Annotated in this window: 15 protein-coding genes; 4 read left to right on the forward strand and 11 right to left on the reverse strand. The window is 67.2% G+C overall.

Translation table 11 applies throughout. The features are described from left to right. Window positions 1-1,401, reverse strand: a complete 1,401-nt coding sequence (locus AZG88_RS17065) for a carotenoid oxygenase family protein (protein WP_061042205.1) — start codon at window positions 1,399-1,401, stop codon at window positions 1-3. A gap of 150 nt (window positions 1,402-1,551) precedes the next feature. Here AZG88_RS17065 and AZG88_RS17070 point away from each other — a divergent pair, with 150 nt between their 5' ends. Both AZG88_RS17070 and AZG88_RS17075 read left to right on the forward strand, forming a co-directional pair. Then, window positions 1,552-2,814, forward strand: a complete 1,263-nt coding sequence (locus AZG88_RS17070) for a pyridoxal phosphate-dependent aminotransferase (RefSeq protein ID WP_005238257.1) — start codon at window positions 1,552-1,554, stop codon at window positions 2,812-2,814. A 56-nt stretch (window positions 2,815-2,870) separates the two neighbouring features. Further along, window positions 2,871-3,590 (forward strand): helix-turn-helix domain-containing protein, encoded by a 720-nt coding sequence (locus AZG88_RS17075; RefSeq protein WP_061698345.1) that lies wholly within the window; start codon window positions 2,871-2,873, stop codon window positions 3,588-3,590. Window positions 3,591-4,016: 426 nt separating this feature from the next. On the opposite strand, the gene AZG88_RS17080 is transcribed toward AZG88_RS17075, so the two are convergent. The 3 genes from AZG88_RS17080 to AZG88_RS17090 all read right to left on the reverse strand — a co-directional run bounded on the left by AZG88_RS17080 (window position 4,017) and on the right by AZG88_RS17090 (window position 7,296). Then, the gene (locus tag AZG88_RS17080; protein ID WP_061698346.1) at window positions 4,017-5,198 is read right to left on the reverse strand and encodes an MAB_1171c family putative transporter; all 1,182 of its coding nucleotides are present in this window, start codon (window positions 5,196-5,198) and stop codon (window positions 4,017-4,019) included. A 4-nt stretch (window positions 5,199-5,202) separates the two neighbouring features. Further along, the gene (locus tag AZG88_RS17085; protein ID WP_231914049.1) at window positions 5,203-5,664 is read right to left on the reverse strand and encodes a hypothetical protein; all 462 of its coding nucleotides are present in this window, start codon (window positions 5,662-5,664) and stop codon (window positions 5,203-5,205) included. Between the two features lie 489 nt (window positions 5,665-6,153). Further along, a complete protein-coding gene (locus AZG88_RS17090; RefSeq protein ID WP_061698347.1) occupies window positions 6,154-7,296 on the reverse strand; it encodes an RNA-guided endonuclease InsQ/TnpB family protein in 1,143 nt (380 codons plus the stop codon). 247 nt (window positions 7,297-7,543) lie between these two features. On the opposite strand from AZG88_RS17090, the gene AZG88_RS17095 reads away from it, so the two are divergent. Continuing rightward, entirely contained in the window at window positions 7,544-8,842 is a 1,299-nt protein-coding gene (locus AZG88_RS17095) for a YibE/F family protein (protein ID WP_197487846.1), read from the forward strand. Window positions 8,843-8,853: 11 nt separating this feature from the next. On the opposite strand, the gene AZG88_RS17100 is transcribed toward AZG88_RS17095, so the two are convergent. From AZG88_RS17100 to AZG88_RS17115, 4 genes are all read right to left on the reverse strand, one after another. Beyond that, a complete protein-coding gene (locus AZG88_RS17100) occupies window positions 8,854-9,078 on the reverse strand; it encodes a hypothetical protein (RefSeq protein ID WP_061698349.1) in 225 nt (74 codons plus the stop codon). A gap of 59 nt (window positions 9,079-9,137) precedes the next feature. Then, a complete protein-coding gene (locus AZG88_RS17105; protein ID WP_063886817.1) occupies window positions 9,138-10,580 on the reverse strand; it encodes an Hsp70 family protein in 1,443 nt (480 codons plus the stop codon). Between the two features lie 115 nt (window positions 10,581-10,695). After that, the gene (locus AZG88_RS17110; protein ID WP_061698350.1) at window positions 10,696-11,661 is read right to left on the reverse strand and encodes an esterase/lipase family protein; all 966 of its coding nucleotides are present in this window, start codon (window positions 11,659-11,661) and stop codon (window positions 10,696-10,698) included. 117 nt (window positions 11,662-11,778) lie between these two features. Next, the gene (locus AZG88_RS17115) at window positions 11,779-13,101 is read right to left on the reverse strand and encodes a UDP-glucose dehydrogenase family protein (RefSeq protein WP_061698351.1); all 1,323 of its coding nucleotides are present in this window, start codon (window positions 13,099-13,101) and stop codon (window positions 11,779-11,781) included. A 105-nt stretch (window positions 13,102-13,206) separates the two neighbouring features. Here AZG88_RS17115 and AZG88_RS17120 point away from each other — a divergent pair, with 105 nt between their 5' ends. Then, a complete protein-coding gene (locus tag AZG88_RS17120; protein ID WP_005238237.1) occupies window positions 13,207-13,725 on the forward strand; it encodes an arsenate reductase/protein-tyrosine-phosphatase family protein in 519 nt (172 codons plus the stop codon). A gap of 6 nt (window positions 13,726-13,731) precedes the next feature. Here AZG88_RS17120 and AZG88_RS17125 read toward each other — a convergent pair whose 3' ends face one another. The 3 genes from AZG88_RS17125 to AZG88_RS17135 all read right to left on the reverse strand — a co-directional run bounded on the left by AZG88_RS17125 (window position 13,732) and on the right by AZG88_RS17135 (window position 15,891). Beyond that, the gene (locus AZG88_RS17125; RefSeq protein ID WP_061698352.1) at window positions 13,732-13,974 is read right to left on the reverse strand and encodes a hypothetical protein; all 243 of its coding nucleotides are present in this window, start codon (window positions 13,972-13,974) and stop codon (window positions 13,732-13,734) included. Window positions 13,975-13,989: 15 nt separating this feature from the next. Further along, window positions 13,990-15,264 carry a S8 family serine peptidase gene (locus AZG88_RS17130; RefSeq protein ID WP_005238233.1) on the reverse strand — a complete coding sequence of 425 codons (1,275 nt, stop codon included), beginning with the start codon at window positions 15,262-15,264 and terminating at the stop codon, window positions 13,990-13,992. A gap of 186 nt (window positions 15,265-15,450) precedes the next feature. Further along, entirely contained in the window at window positions 15,451-15,891 is a 441-nt protein-coding gene (locus AZG88_RS17135) for a hypothetical protein (protein ID WP_005238231.1), read from the reverse strand. Window positions 15,892-16,176: the final 285 nt, after the last annotated feature.

Raw genomic sequence — 16,176 nt, forward strand, 5'->3', positions numbered from 1 at the left:
CTACTCCGCAGGCAGCCACGCGCCGTGAAGGCCCGCCGGAACCCGGATCGGCAGCCGCACCTTCCCGATCGGCCCCGCCCCGGGGTCGTCGGCGGGCAGCACGAAGAACCAGGACGACATGTCGCGTCGGTCGGTCCCGATCATTCCCCAGTACTCGTGCTCGGCGCCGGGCATGAAGATCGGCTCACCCACCGACACGCTCCCCGGATCCCAGTGCGCCTCGGTGCCGCGGGCCGTGTCGAAGAACCACAGCGAATCCTGCCGTCCCTGGCTGCGGTCGAGTTTGCCGACGGTCGCCACCGTGCGGTGCCCTCGGGTCAGCTCACGGTCGTCGACTCGCGGGAACTCGACGTCGCGGTCGCACACCACCTCTCGCGTCACCCGTCCGCTGCCGGGGTCGACGACGGCGCGAACCAGCGAGCCGAGCGACGGCTCCGGAGCCTTCGCGAACCCACCGGGATACGTCCACTCCACGTAGTCGACGCTCACCCGCCCGTCGGGCAGATCGAAGGCGTTCGCGAAATGCCACACCCAGTAGGCATCGTGCGTCGTCCACCGGACCGGACCGCCGTCGCGGGGCACCAGCGCGATCCTCGTGCCGTCCTCGGGCCGCCAGTCGAGCACGGACCCGCCGGTCAGCACGGCGGCGATGTCGAAGACCAGCGGGCACAGCATCAGAACGATGTAGCGCTCCGTAAGCGCCATGTCGTGGATCATCAGCGGGGTGTCCGCGCCCTCGACCGTCGTCGGTGTCCGCGCCACCGAGCCGTCGGGGTTGACCACCGACCACGTCAAATACGGGGCTTCCAGCATGTAATTGAACAGCACCATCTGTCCGGTGACCGGGTCGATCTTGGGGTGCGCGGTGCTCCCCACACCCATGGCGCCGTCACAGTTCTCCCGCCCCAGCGTGCTCAGGTCGGCGGGGTCGAGGCGGAACGGCAGCGTGGTCTCGGCCATCGCCAGCAGCCGTCCGCCGTGCCGGACGATGTTGATGTCGGGCAACTCGCGTGACGTGCCCGCGAGTTCGGGCCCCACTTCGTCCTCCGACGGTGTGTAGGGGTCGGTGACCCCGGGCCAGATGACGTGCCCGGCCTTCTCCTCCGCCTGCACCATCGGGGTTCGGACGAAGCGGTTGGTGTACCGGGCGGCACCGTCGGCGACTTCGATTCGGTGGACCATGCCGTCGCCGTCGAGCGGGTAGACGTACGTCCCGATCGGGTCGAACCGCGGGTTCGGACCGTTGCGCAGATAGGCGCCGTGCAGATCGGCGGGTAGTTCGCCGATCACCTCGAGATCCCGGACGTCCACCTCCTCCCGTTGTGGCGCGAACACCCCGACGAGATGGCTGTGGTGCGCGATGTCGACGGGTCCGGGGCGACGGGATACCGGTGCTGACATGTGCGTCATTCCCTCCGGGCGCGGTGAACACGAGACGGATCCGACCCCCTCTCGAGGGTACGGCGGCCACCTGCGCGGGCGGGGTGTTTCGACGACGCGACGGCGGTCTGATACCCACCAGTAGAAATCGGGTTGCCCGGGAGTGGGAGAATGACGCTCGTGAGCAACCCAGACCACGGCCATCACCGCATGCCGCACCGCAAGCTGGAGCAGTCCACCAAGCTTCAGAACGTGCTCTACGAGATTCGTGGACCGGTACATGCCCACGCCGCCCGGCTGGAGGCGGAAGGCCACCGGATCCTCAAACTCAACATCGGCAACCCCGCGCCTTTCGGTTTCGACGCGCCGGACGTGATCATGCGCGACATGATCGCCGCGCTCCCGTACGCGCAGGGGTATTCCGAGTCCAAGGGCATCCTGTCGGCGCGGCGCGCGATCGTCACCCGCTACGAACTGGTCGCCGGATTCCCCGAACTCGACGTCGACGACATCTACCTGGGCAACGGTGTGTCCGAGCTCATCACGATGACGATGCAGGCGCTCCTCGACAACGGCGACGAGGTGCTGATCCCGGCGCCGGACTACCCGCTGTGGACGGCCATGACGAGCCTGGCCGGTGGCACCCCGGTGCACTACCTGTGCGACGAGGGCAACGACTGGAACCCCGACATCGCGGACATCGAGTCGAAGATCACCGACAAGACCAAGGCGCTGCTGGTCATCAACCCGAACAATCCGACGGGTGCGGTGTACTCGATGGAGGTGCTGCAGCAGCTCGTCGACCTGGCGCGCAAGCATCAGCTGCTGCTTCTCGCGGACGAAATCTACGACAAGATCCTCTACGACGACGCCAAGCACATCTCACTCGCCACGCTGGCCCCGGACCTGCTGTGCCTGACGTTCAACGGCCTGTCCAAGGCGTACCGCGTCGCCGGCTACCGGTCCGGTTGGGTGGCCATCACGGGCCCGAAGGAACACGCCGCGGGTTTCCTCGAGGGACTCGACCTGCTCGCGTCGACGCGTCTGTGCCCGAACGTGCCCGGTCAGCACGCCATCCAGGTGGCCCTCGGTGGGCACCAGAGCATCGAAGACCTGATCCTGCCGGGTGGGCGACTGCTCGAGCAGCGTGATGTGGCCTGGGAACGCCTCAACATGATTCCCGGTGTCTCCTGCGTGAAGCCGAAGGGCGCACTGTACGCATTCCCGCGCCTCGACCCGAACGTGTACGAGATCTACGACGACGAGAAGCTGGTCCAGGACCTTCTGCTGCAGGAGAAGATCCTGATGGTGCAGGGCACCGGCTTCAACTGGCCGGACCACGACCATCTCCGCATCGTGACGCTGCCGTGGGCGCGTGATCTCGCTGTCGCCATCGAGCGGTTCGGAAATTTCCTCACCAGCTACAAGCAGTAGGATCGAGACACAGCAAGCGACACGCGCGTCGCTTGCGTGTCTCCTGGGGGAAAAGCATGGTCACCAGCACCCGCGCGCGTTTCGGACAATTCGTCCACCGGCGACGGCGTTTGCTGAACCTCACACAGGACGAGGTCACGGCCGCGGGTGGCCCGTCCGACGCAGCTCAGACGCGTGCCGAGAACGGGACCGGCCCGGATCCGAGCATCGAGACCCTCCGCAAACTGGACGTCGCGCTCCGGTGGGCGCCGGGCAGCGCGGCTCGCACCCTTGACGGCGGTCATCCGACCCCGCTCGAGGCGCTCGACGGGGAGGACCGGTCGCCGACCGCGCGCCCGCTGACGCTCGGGCCGTCGGAGATTCCGCTGGATCTGGACACGATCATCGAGATCCTGGGGCCGCATACCCAGATCACCAAGCTGAGCGTGGCGCATCCCGACGTTCCGGGGCTGGCCGAGGCAGCGGGGGAACTGAGCCGGGTTGTCTCGAAGATCACCGGCGCGTACGTGACGCGGTTGCTGGAAGTCAACGGAGGACCCGCCGGGCCGCGCCAACCGCTGGTGGAATTCGCGTTCGGACACCTGCTGGAGGAACCGTCCACGGTCACCGACCCGCGTGAACTCGAGGAAGCGCGGTATCGCCGCTTCCTCTACGGCAGAGGAGAGGATCTCGACGCGGCCACCCGGGAGCGCTTCTGGCGTCGATGGGAGGACGCGGTGAAACTCGTGGCCACCGAGGATCCCGAACGCAGCGGAGACGCGGAGGTGAACGCATGAACGGCGTGCCACTGTCGGTGCGGGTCAACCGCCTCTTCTCGCTGGCTCACGACCTCGACGGTCCCGAACCGGGTGACGACACCGTCGCCGCGGGAGTGTCGCGGATACTCGGCCGTCCCGTCGAGCCGTCCGAGATCGAGTCCCTGCGCAGCAACGATCATCACGCGCCCGAGCCCGACGTGTTGCGGGCGGTCGCGCAGCACTTCCACGCCCCCGAGCAGTACCTCGCCGCCGACGGCTACCACGACTACGACACGCTGGTCCGTTTCAAGATCGCGGTCCGCGAGGCCGGCGTCCGGCACCTGTCGATGCGATCGCTCGATGCGTCCGCGGAGCCGACCACCGCGGAGATGGAATCGCTGATTCCCTTCTGGAGAATCTGCGGCGGAGTCACGGACCGCTGCCGGTCGCGACGCCGGACCCCCGTCAGACCTGAGCGGGGACGCGCGCCGACGGGTCGGCGGGGCCGCCGAACTGAGGGAGGCGACGCGCCCACAGTGCGGCCGCCACGTGCTCGGCGTCCCGCCAGTGATCGGCCAGCCGGGCCAGCTCCCACGGTTCGCCGCCGACGTCGGTCGTGAACAGGTGGGCCGTCCCGCCCGTGCCGTGCGCCCGGTGACCGGCCCTGCGGGCCAGGCACGCGAGGTGCAGCCGCGTCGCCGTGACCACGGGCGGTGCGGTGCCGGTATGCCCGCCGAGTTCGAACACCACGTGCCGGTCGAGGATCATGATCGCGTCGCGGATCTCGACGCTCATGCGGTCGAGGCGGCTCCGGGCCGACAGTGCCCGGCGATCCGCCGGTCGCAGTTCCAGGACCACTTCGGGCACCGCACCGGTCAGGGTCCGCCACATCGGTTGCAGACGCCGGGTGACTTGCCGTGACCGCCACCGGTGACCGAGCGCCCGTACCACCGGTCCGACCGAGATGAGCGCGCCCGCCGACACGACGAGCAGGCGGATGAACGCCCCCGAGTCGCTGTGCGATTCGGTCAGGGCGTTGTCTTCGCTGACCGCGTTGACCACGCCGGTCGTCACGACGACTCCCATGTCGAACACCTCGAACAACGACAGGGCGATGACCGCGAGAAACACCCGGCGCTCGCGTCCCGGTGTCGCGCTGCGCACGGCCTTCAGCGAGATCCACAGGTTGAGCAGGGCGACGGACAGGATCGGAACCGCGTACGTGATGCAGTACGCCGCGAAGGGCCAGCCGCCCTCGTCGGCGATGGCGACGCCGCGTGATCGCGCCGGTGTGCTCAGGCCGATGAGGATCGCTCCCGCGACGGCACACATCGACAGCGAGACGACGTGGATACGGGGAAGGCGCGCCGGGCCGAGCGCCCACGCGGAGAACAGGCTGATCAGCGATGCCGCGGTCAGGATGATGCAGACGTTGCTGAGGGTGTTCGCGAACCCGTACCCGAACCAGCGGTCGAGCCAGGTCTGTGCCAGTGATCGCTGCAGGACCAGGGAGAGGGACGCGAAGACGAGGGCGGCGTTCATCCGGCGTTCGGCGACCGTCGACCGGACGAGGGCCAGGCGCAGGAGAGTCGTTCCCCAGACCACGGCGAGGAGCGGCCAGCTCACATAGGTGGGCGGTTCGTACACGGCGTCAGAACGTTCCGAGCATCCGCGACACCCGTGCGTCACCGACGGTGTCGTCGCTCGTCCCCGCTCGACGACCCGCCATGATCAGGGTGGCGAGAAGCTCCGCCTCGTATTCCTGGTCGTTCGAATAGTTGGACCGGCCGAGCATGTGGACCACGCGCGCGGTGTCGACCGTCGGCGCTGCCGCCGACAACACCGTCGAGTCGACGGAGGTGTCCCCGATCGTGTCGCGGTCGTGGCCGAGCTCCATGTGCGCCAGTTCGTGGCAGATGATGTGGGTGGCGTGCACGTCCGACGTCCCTGCTGCGTACAGGATCACGTCGTCCTCGGCCCGTGCGAGCCAGAGGCCGGAATGACCGCCCTGGACCAGGGCGTGCGAGACGGGGACCAGGTGAATCGGGCGCCCACGACGGGCCGCGACGCCGGCGACGAGCTGATCCCTGTTCCAGGGCACGGGAATACCCATCTCCGCCACGATCCGGCGAAGATGGTTGCTGGATCGCGACTGCCGCGAGATTCGCACTGGAACACCTCCGAACGGCCCTAATCCTAGGCCGTCGGGGTACGAGGTCACGACATGTGGGCGATTTCACCTGCCCGGTTGACGAATACCCCTACCGTGTCGGTAGATTGGCAACCGGCACCTCGTGTGCCTCGAGCACCTGTCGCCCCTCCCCCCCTGTGGGCGCCAGGTTGGTGGCGGGGTCAACCCCCCCTGTACCCCGCCACCCAGCTCGGCAAATCTCTCCACGCAGCGGCTCTGTCCGCGGAACACACCCCTCGTTCGGAGTTCCGGACCACCCTGCGTGGAGTTCGGCGTTCGCTGCAGATTAGCTGCTGCGCGCGTGCCATGCTTCGATATCTATTGACGTCCTCTCGGCCGTGAACGACCGAGATTCCCCTCGAGACTCGCGTCTCGAGGTTCCTGTTTCACCGACAGTTGCCTCCCCACACTTTAGGTGCGGGGCGGTCTCACACCATCTCCGCAGGCTGCCACCGTCAGTCCGACGGCCAAAATATTCCTTGCCGCGTTCACATCCCGATCATGGACGGCGCCGCATCGGCACGCCCACTCCCGCACGTTCAGCGGCATCGTCGAGGCGATCGCCCCGCACACCGAGCAGGTCTTCGACGAGGGATAGAACCGGTCGATCGCCACCACCTGCCGCCCGTACCAGCCGGCCTTGTATTCGAGCATGGACCGGAACTCGGACCAACTCGCATCGGAGATCGCCCGAGACAACGACCGATTCTTGACCATGTTCCGCACACTCAGATCCTCGATGGCGATCACTTGGTTTTCGCGCACCAGCCGAGTGGAAAGTTTGTGCAGATGATCGCGACGCCGATCGGCGATCCGACCATGGATCTTCGCGACTTTCAGTCGGGCCTTGGCCCGGTTACGGGATCCCTTCTGCTTCTTGGCGAGCACCCGCTGCGCCTTCGCCAGCCGCTCACGGTCTGTGCGCTCGTGGCGCGGGTTGGTGATCTTCTCCCCCGTCGAGAGCGTGTAGAGGCTGGTGATCCCAGCGTCGAGCCCGATCCCCCGATCGGTCGACGGGGGCTCGGTGATCGTGTCCTCGACGAGGATCGAAATGTGGTACTGACCACGAGCATTACGCGACACCGTCACCTGCGACGGCGTAGCCCCCTCCGGTAGCGGCCTCGACCACCGAATGTCCAGCGGTTCGGACTGCTTGGCCAACCGAATCTGCCCGCCGCGGTAGGTGAAGCAGTTCGAGTAGTAGGTCGCCGAATCCTTCGACTGGCCCTTCTTCTTGAATTGCGGGTATCGGGACTGCTTGCGCCAAAACCTGTCAAACGCGCCCTGCAACTGCCGCAGCGACTCCTGCAACGGCCCCTTCGACGGCTCCGACAACCACTCGGTCTCGGGGTCCCGCTTCCATCCGGTGAGCATCTTCGAGGTGTCGCTGTAGGTGACCCGCCGCCGCTCCTGCGACCAGGCACGCGTCCGCTCGGCCAACGCCCGGTTATAGACATACCGGGTGCATCCGAACGTCCGAGCAAGCTGTTCCGCCTGCACCGCAGACGGATAGAAACGGTACTTGAACGCCCGCTTCACCACCCTCCCCGCCATGACCCAGACACTAGCCACACAGTCCGACATAACCAGATCGGCTCTCCGGACCTGAAGGACCGGGTTTGCGCCGAAGGACTCACGGATCACACCGGCGACATATAAGCGACACGAGAGCAATACGAGCCGGACAGCGTGGCAACACTGGCATCGCACGCCACTTCCGTCACAGCGTCTCCGGTCACCGTCCGACTACCCTGTCGTGCGTGCCGAGACAATCCCCCCAGCAGCCGACGCGATGTGGCCGATGAGCGAATTCCACGGACACGGACACGGACATGGCCACGGCCACAGCGACGGACCGGCCCCGATGGGGCCCGTGGCCGCCAAGGTGGTCGTCGGACTCCTCGTCGCCATCGGCGTCGCGGTGCTCCTCGGCGTCATCGCGTTGTGGCCCGGCAAGCCGGGCGTCGACGTCGAACAGCCCTTCCAGAGCGCCCAGGGCGGTGCGGTCGTCACTGAGTCGGGCACGGTCACGATGCAGAACATCGGCGACTGTGGAAGTCCGTCGGCCGGGCGCGTCTTCACCGGCACCCCGTTGCCGCCGCCCGCCGGCGCGTACGAGTGCCAGCGCAGCATCGTCGACATCGAGTCCGGTCCCAACACCGGTACCCAGACGCTGCTCGAAATCATTCCCGGCCCCGGGCAGCCCGACCTCCGGGTGGGCGAGAAGATCCGGCTGTCCCGTCAGACGGTGAACGGCACGACGGAGTATTCGTTCGAGGACTATGCCCGCGGCGTGCCCGTCACCCTCATCGCGCTCGCGTTCGCCGCCGTCGTGATCGCGGTCGCGCGGTGGCGCGGATTCCGGGCACTCGTCGGCATCGTCGTCTCGTTCGGCGTGCTCGTCCTGTTCACGCTCCCGGCCCTGCTGGACGGACAACCCGCGATCCCGGTGGCCCTCGTCTCCGGCGCCGTGATCCTGTATGCCGTGCTGTATCTCGCGCACGGTGTCTCCCTGCGAACGAGTTCGGCGTTGCTGGGCACTCTCGCGTCGATGCTGGTGGCAGCGATCCTCTCCTACGCCACCATCGAGATGACTCGTCTCACTGGGCTTTCCGAGGAGCAGAACACCAACGTCCAGACGTACATACAGCACGTCAGCATCACCGGACTCCTGCTCGCCGGCTTCATCATCGGCTCGCTGGGTGTGCTCAACGATGTCACCATCACGCAGGCGGCGTCCGCGTTCGAACTGGCGTCGCTGGACCGCGACGCGTCCCGGCGTCAGATCTTCGGTTCGGCGATGCGCGTCGGACGCGATCACATCGCCAGCACCGTCTACACGCTCGTCCTCGCGTATGCCGGCGGGGCGTTGCCGTTGCTGTTGCTGTTCAGTGTGGCGGGGCGGTCGATCCAGGACGTGCTGCTCAGTGATGCCGTGGCCATCGAGATCGTGCGTTCGGCGGTCGGTGGCATCGCCCTGGCACTGTCGGTTCCGCTGACCACCGCGATCGCGGTGATGTTGGCGCGGCCGATCGGCGCGGGTCCCTCCGGCAGCGCGCCCGCGGTCAAGCCGTCACGGGGTGGCCGCCATTCCAAGTAGCGCGGCGACCGCTAGCTGAATACGCCGAACTCCCGGAGGACGATGAAGATGATGGCGATGACCATCAGCGCGTAGACGGTCAGCATCGTCACTTTGGCCGCATGCTCGCTGGTGGGCGGGAACATCTTCAGGATCGGCTTGGAGTAGGCGACGAGCCGGCGCGTTTCTGCCGGCGCGGCCGCCGAGGACCTGGGAACGTTGGGAGTGCTGTGGAACTCCGCTGGATTTGCAGTCACTGCACACATCCTCTCTACGCCGGAACCATTCCCATCGTAGGCCTGGAGAACGGCGGCGACTACGTTCCGGGGAACCTGGGAAGTTCGGGCAGTTGGAGCGGCGGCAATTGGATCTGCGGCAGACCGGGGAACACCGGCACGGGCGGTGGGGGCGGCGGGGCGGGCTCCGGCTCCGGAATCCGGATTTGCGACGCCGTCTGGATCGGCGCTTCGACGGCTTCGGACGTCGGAGGCGGCGGGAGCGTCGTCGGCGACGGCGTGGCCACCTCGGTCATGACCGGCGACTCGGTGGTGAGTTGTGTGGTCACCGGCTGCGACGAGCCCTCGGTGCGGGCCAGCAGGTTCTTGCCGTACCCGAGTCCGAGACCGATCACCGCGACCACGGCGAGCGCGCTGCCCGCCAGCGCGGCCCCCCGGATCTGGGGCTTGGCCACCTGCTGACTCGGCGGCGGTGCGGCGGCGCTCAGCCAGGACGGAGTACTCGACGGCGCACCGGTGCGTACGACGGTCGCGCTGGGCGCCTGGTGCGAGACGGCGGCGTCGAATCCGGTCGATACGGCCGTCTCGGGTGTGTGCTGCGGCGTGTAGTGCGGCGGCGGGAGGACCCTGGCGACCTCGGCGGGTGGCGGCACCACCTGCTGGGCGAGCAGCGCAGCACCCTGTGCCGCAACGAGTTCGGGGTGGTCGGGAACGACGACCGGCAACCCGAGCCACGACTGCAGCACCGACCGCACCAGCGGGATGCGTGCACCGCCGCCGATGACCACCACGGCGTCGGGAGTTCGTCCCGACTTCGCGATCACGTCGCGGGCGAGGCGCGCCGAGGATTCGACGGTGACACCGATCAGCGCGTCGAAGACGTCGCGGGACAGCAACAGCAGCCCGCCGTCACCGGGCACCGCGACGGCGCCGCCGGTGGACAGCCGCTCTTTGGCCTCACGACAGCGGAGGTCGAGCGCGAGGACGGCGGCCGCGTCGCCGGGCTCCTCGATCCGCTTGTTCTCCAACTGGTTGTCGCGGATCAGCCGGTCGAAGACGTCTCCGCTCACCGCGTCGGTGCGGGCCGTCTCCACCGCCTCCCCCGTCGCCCGGTCGACGACGCTCACGGTGAGCCCGGAGCTGCCCAGGTCGTAGAACACGAGCGTCGCATGGTCGCCGAGGGCGCCCGAGACGTCGAGGAACTTCAGCGCCGCCGAGGCTTCGGTGACGAGCTGGTAGTTGGCGAGTTGCTGCCGGGCCATCGCCGCCTGGACGGCGCCTGCCTGGGCTTCGTCGCGGTAGGCGACCCCGGTGGCTCGGACCGGCCCGGCGTCGGGTGCACCGGCGAGGACGACGCCGATCGATTCGGCAGCGAGTTCCTCCGGCAGGTCCCGCCCGGCGGCGACGACCTGGGCCCGGAAATCGGGAATGTGCCTGCTCCCGGCGTCGTCACGGTTCACGGAGTCGGGTCGTGCCAAGCGCACAGCGCTCGCACCGACCGACACACCTAGAACCGAACTCATGGGCCGCCTAACTCGACTGTGCACGGGTTCGATCCGGAATCCCCCCACTCCATGGCCCGCAGTCTAGCGAAGCGGTCCGACGGGGCAACCGAGCAACCGTTCGGCGAGAGGCAACTCAGAAGTTGCTCGCGATGATCACTCCCGCGATGCCCGTGCCCAGCGGCACGAACCTGCAGGGCGGCACGATCGTGTGTTCAGGATCGAGCGTGTTGAGAACCAATTGCTGGGAGAACGGGTCGTAAGGCAGGTTGAAATGGCCGGTCTGATCCAGCGGGCACAGGTCCTGGACGAGGATGTTGGTCGCACCGGGGTCGTGTAGCGCGACGTTGGTGTACGGCTGGATCACCTCGTCGTACCGCGTCCCGATCGTGGTGTATTCGACGCCGGGGACGGTGTCACCGCCGGCGTTGAGGGCGGTGAGGAACGGCGATCCCTGCACCTGCTCGGCGAGGGCCTCCGAACCGATCCCCACTATCAACTCGTTGCCGCCGGGCAGCGTCTGCAGAGCTGTCGCGATCCCGAAGAACGTTCCACCGTAGGACGGCGACGCGAGACCGATCCAGCGGTTCACCTTCGAGGCCCCGCCGAGCCTGTTGATGTAGTACCGGGCCACCGTCGCGCCCTGCGAGTGACCGATCAGGTCGACCTCGTCCGCACCGGTTACGGCCAGGACATCGTCGACGAACACCTCGAGTTCGACCGCTCCCTCGGTCATCGTCTGCATCCCGAAGTGTTCGGTGCCCGGTTTCCGCCCGTAGTTCAGGGCGAACACGCAGTAGCCTGCGTCCGTCAATTTCGGACTCAACCCGGCCCAGTTGGAATAGGCACTGCCGTCGCTCCCGTGCACGAGGATCACCGGGTGGGGGTGCGCCGGACCGGGGCGGCACGAGAAATCGTTGGTCCCGGGCGGCGCAGAATGCGGATGCTGCTTCGCGAACGAGATGGCCGCGCCGGCGTCGGATTGCGCCGGCCCCGGCAGGGTCGGGACCTCCGCCGCCTGAACGGGGGCGACACCAAGCGCACAGATGCAGGCAACGGCAGCCAGGAGTGCGAGTCGGGATCCGTGACGTGCCTTCGACATCGCCAGCCCTCCGTTGCGATTGAGGCTGACGCTACCGCCCGCCGATGCCGCGGGAGCGGAGATCGTCAACCCGTTATCGCAGGAAACCGCGAGGTCACAAACCGTTATCTGCGCGCGCTATCCTCTCCCGAGACCTCGATACACCCACCCTGCGGTGCGCCAGTCCGCGGCGTCGAGACAGTTGCGGCCGTCGACCATCACCCGGGCCCGCACCACGTCGTTCAGATCCTCCGGTTTCAGGGCCGCGAACTCCGCCCACTCGGTGAGCAGAAGCACGGCGTCGGCGTTGTCGCACGCCTCGACCGCCGATGTCGCATAGTTCAGCGTCGGGAACAGCCTGCGGGAGTTGTCCAGGGCTTTCGGGTCGTAGACGCTGACCACCGCCCCGTGCAACTGCATCATCCCCGCCACGTTGAGTGCCGGCGAATCACGGACGTCGTCGGATTCGGGCTTGAACGCCGCGCCGAGCACCGCGACGTTGGCGCCGAGCAGCGAACCTCCGCACACCTGCGCCGCCAACTCCACCATCCGGGTGCGACGCCGCATGTTGATGCTGTCGACCTCCCGGAGGAAGTGCAGTGCCTGGTTCGCGCCCAGCTCACCCGCCCGCGCCATGAACGCGCGGATGTCCTTGGGCAGGCAGCCGCCGCCGAAGCCCAGCCCGGCGTTGAGGAAGCGCCGGCCGATCCGCGCGTCGTACCCCAGGGCGTCGGCGAGTTGGGTGACGTCGGCGCCGGTGGCCTCGCAGACCTCGGAGATGGCGTTGATGAAGGAGATCTTGGTGGCGAGGAACGCGTTGGCCGAGACCTTCACCAGTTCCGCGGTGGCGAGGTCGGTGACCAGGAACGGAATGCCCTCGCCGAGCAGGCGGGCATACAGCTCGCGTAACTCGGTCTCCGCGCGTCCGGGGCGCTGGCGGTCCACTCCCAGCACCATCCGGTCGGGGTGCAGGGTGTCCTCGACGGCGAAGCCCTCCCGCAGGAACTCCGGATTCCACGCGACTTCCACGGCGTCCCCCGCCGGGGCGAGCGCCCGGGCCCGCGCACCCAGCTCCGCCGCCGTCCCGACGGGAACTGTCGACTTGCCGACGATGACGGCAGGGCGATCGAGCAGCGGCGCGAGTGTGTCGATCACCGAGTGCACGTGCCGCAGATCCGCCGCGTACTCCCCCTTCTTCTGCGGGGTGCCGACACCGAGAAAGTGGAGGTCGGCGAACTCGGCGGCCTCGCTGTACGACGTGGTGAAGTGCAGTCGGCCGACGTCGATGTTCCGGCGCAGAACCTCCCCCAGCCCGGGCTCGTAGAACGGGACCTCCCCGGAGGAGAGCTTCGCCACTTTTCCGGGATCGATGTCGACGCCCAGGACGTCGTGGCCCAGTTCCGCCATACAGGCGGCGTGGGTGGCTCCCAGGTATCCGGTTCCAAACACGGTGCAGCGCATGCACCCTTGATAACCAGTGCAGGTGAGCGCGATATTTACCCGACTGATGTTCGAAGCCAACAGTGCGTGTACGAACGGTGCGAGGCGAGACCCTATGCTTCGCCCATGCATGTTCTCTTCGTCTGCACCGGAAACGTCTGTCGCTCCCCAACGGCTGAGCGCCTCGCAGTGGCATACGCCGAGGAGCTCGGGATCACCGATCTGACTGCCGAAAGTGCAGGTACCGAGGCCGTGGTCGGCGCGGCGATGGAGCCCACCGCCGCGCAGGTCCTCGAAGGTCTCGGCGGCGACCCCGGCAAGTTCACTGCCCGACTGCTCACCGCCGATCTCGCGGTGGACGCCGATCTGGTGCTGACGATGACCGAGAGCCACCGTGACAAGGTCCTGGCCTTGGCTCCCGAGCAGCTGAAGAAGACATTCACCCTGAAGGAGGCCGCCCGACTGGCCGAGGCGTCGGACGCAAAGACCGTCGCCGACCTGGCGTCGGCCCGTCCTCAGCACAAGTCGGACGGGACGCCGGAGGACATTTCCGATCCGATCGGCAAGGACGAGGAGACATTCCTGAATGTCGGGTCCGAGATCGCCGAACTCCTGGGTGTGGTCGCGCGGAGCATCCGCGTCTGACGTCGCCTACCACGGTTCAGGGCCGCTGCGGCGGATGTCGACGTGCTGCTCCAGTTCGACGGCCAGGACGCCCGGGACTGCCTCGAGGGCTGCGAGTCGGCCCGCGGGGACGGAACCGTAGATGATTCCGATCGTGCGGTGCATGGCGTCGATCCGCATGCCCTCCTCGGCCAGCGCGACGCCGACCACGTCGATGTCCTCGACGTGGTCGGCGTCCACCGTGACACTGATTCCGACCATGCCCGGCACGATACGTCGAGCCTTCTACCCGGATGCCTGGATCAGCCCGGCACCGACATCGAGTGACGGCAACGCGAGCCGCCGGGAATGCTGGGTGAGCAGGGACCACAGATCGCGGCCGGTGCGCCCGGTCTTCTCGCACCACAGTGCAGCGATGCCCGCGACGTGCGGGGTGGCCATACTCGTTCCGTTCTTCGAGCCGTAGCGCACGGGCATCGGCACCGACGAGAACACCCGCACGCCAGGTCCTGCCACGTCGATCTGACCACCGGCGACGGGGTTGCTGGCGGCAGAGAAATTGGCCAGCCCGAGAGCGGGGTCGACTGCAGCGACGGCCATGATCGACGGACTGTTGGCGGGTACGCCCACCAGTCCCGGGCGCCCGGCGGCTCTGTTCGCGTTGTTGCCGGCCGCGGCCACGATCAGCGCTCCGGCCGCCAGCGCACGCTGCCCCACCGTCTCGTAAGCGACGGACACCGACGCGACGTCGGCACCGAGCGACATCGAGACGATCTGGCAACCGTTGGCGATGGCCCACTCGATGCCTGCGAGGATCCCGCCGTCCACACCACGCCCCTGATCCGACAGAACCTTCCCGACGAAGATGTCGGCCTCGTGAGCCACTCCGTATCGGCGCGTGCCGGCCGCTGCCGGACCGCAGGCCGTTCCGACGCAATGCGTGCCGTGTCCATGCCCGTCCTGGGGTTCTGCGCCCGGAACGAACGATTGGGCCGTGATGGTACGACCGTGGAAATCCGGGTGGGTGAGGTCGAGTCCGGTGTCGAGGACGGCGATCCGGACTCCGCGCCCGCTGCACGCCGACGTCGTGGTGCGGGTCGCCTGCAGTCCCCAGGTGAACTCCGGCGTATCCAGGAAGTGTTCGGTGTCTACTGGCGCAGCTGCACCGTTCTCAGGCCGTGCGATCTCTGCGACGGTGTCTTCACTGTCCAGCGCATGGTGGACCAACTCGGGTTCGACCGAGAGGACCGCCACGTCGGGTGAGGCGGCTGCGGTGCGGAGTGCGGCCAACTGGTCGGTGTCCGCGGCCACCACCGCAATTCCGAGTTCGTCGAACAGAACCGCGTCAGCCGCTTCCGCCAGTTCGAGATCCATTGCCGAAGAATCGAACTCGCTACTTCTCGTCACAGTCGAGACCCCGGTGAGGGACCGCAGGAGTGCCGTCGGACCCGCTCGTCTCCCGCCGTCCGTGAACACCACGACCTGACGGCCCGTCGTCTCGGCCCGCGAATCGGCAACGGGCCCGTCGCCGTCTCGGTCGGAATCTTGTGGAAATATCACTGTTTCGTCCTTTGCTCTGGATCGCGGCGCACTCGTCGTCGCGCCAATGTGTCTAATTGTCTTCAGCTTTCGCTCGTGGGTGACGCTTGTGGGACTTCCCACTCTCCGGCGTGGGCTCTCGAATTCCGAGAGTGGCGCGCTACCCGAATCTGTGGCGGGCCGAGCTGTCGGGGTGAGTAGTTCGGTTCACGCGACCGCAGAGATCACGTGGTACCAATCCACGACGACGGATTTCACGCCGATCGATGCGATCATCGTCCGGATCGGACCGTCGAGACGCAACTGGCTGTCGACGTGCCGAGCATCGGAGCAACCACAGATGCTCTGTGCGGCCCGCAACCCGATCAGGATCTCCGGAGAGGATTCGGTTCGACTGCCCTCGACGAGTAGCGCTTCCTCGTCGACGCCGCGGACTGCGATGTCATGTCCATCTGCGACGTCGCCGACGATCAGAGCAAGGTAGTCGATATCGGCGCCCTCGTCGCGGGTGGCGATCAGTCGCGCCGTGTTCCGCCCCAGCGGCACACGTTCGTCCAACACCAGGTCGGCGAACTCGCGTTCACGGATTCCCGCGAGGTCGATCCGCCTGGCCGTCCAACTGAAGAATGGCTCCGGCAGCGCGATCATGACCTTCTCCTGTACCTCGACGCTGTACCTGTGGGGATGAACCCAGCCTGACTGAGATGTCGGCTATTCTCGCGAGTAGGCGAGTACTCGACCGTTCGATACGAGACACCGGGCGCTCGAAAAACCGAACCTGTGACCGCCTTTCGAGGCCCAAGCCTTCTACACCACCGGGTATCGCGACTCAAAGCGACTCGAAGCACGGATTACCCTGCTTCGCTGCACAACTCATGCTCGATGTCGGGCGAGAGATACTGATTCCGCCACCTGGAGAACTAGAATCGGACC

The sequence above is a fragment of the Rhodococcus sp. LB1 genome, from assembly GCF_001583455.1.
Taxonomy (GTDB): Bacteria; Actinomycetota; Actinomycetes; order Mycobacteriales; family Mycobacteriaceae; genus Rhodococcus_F; species Rhodococcus_F opacus.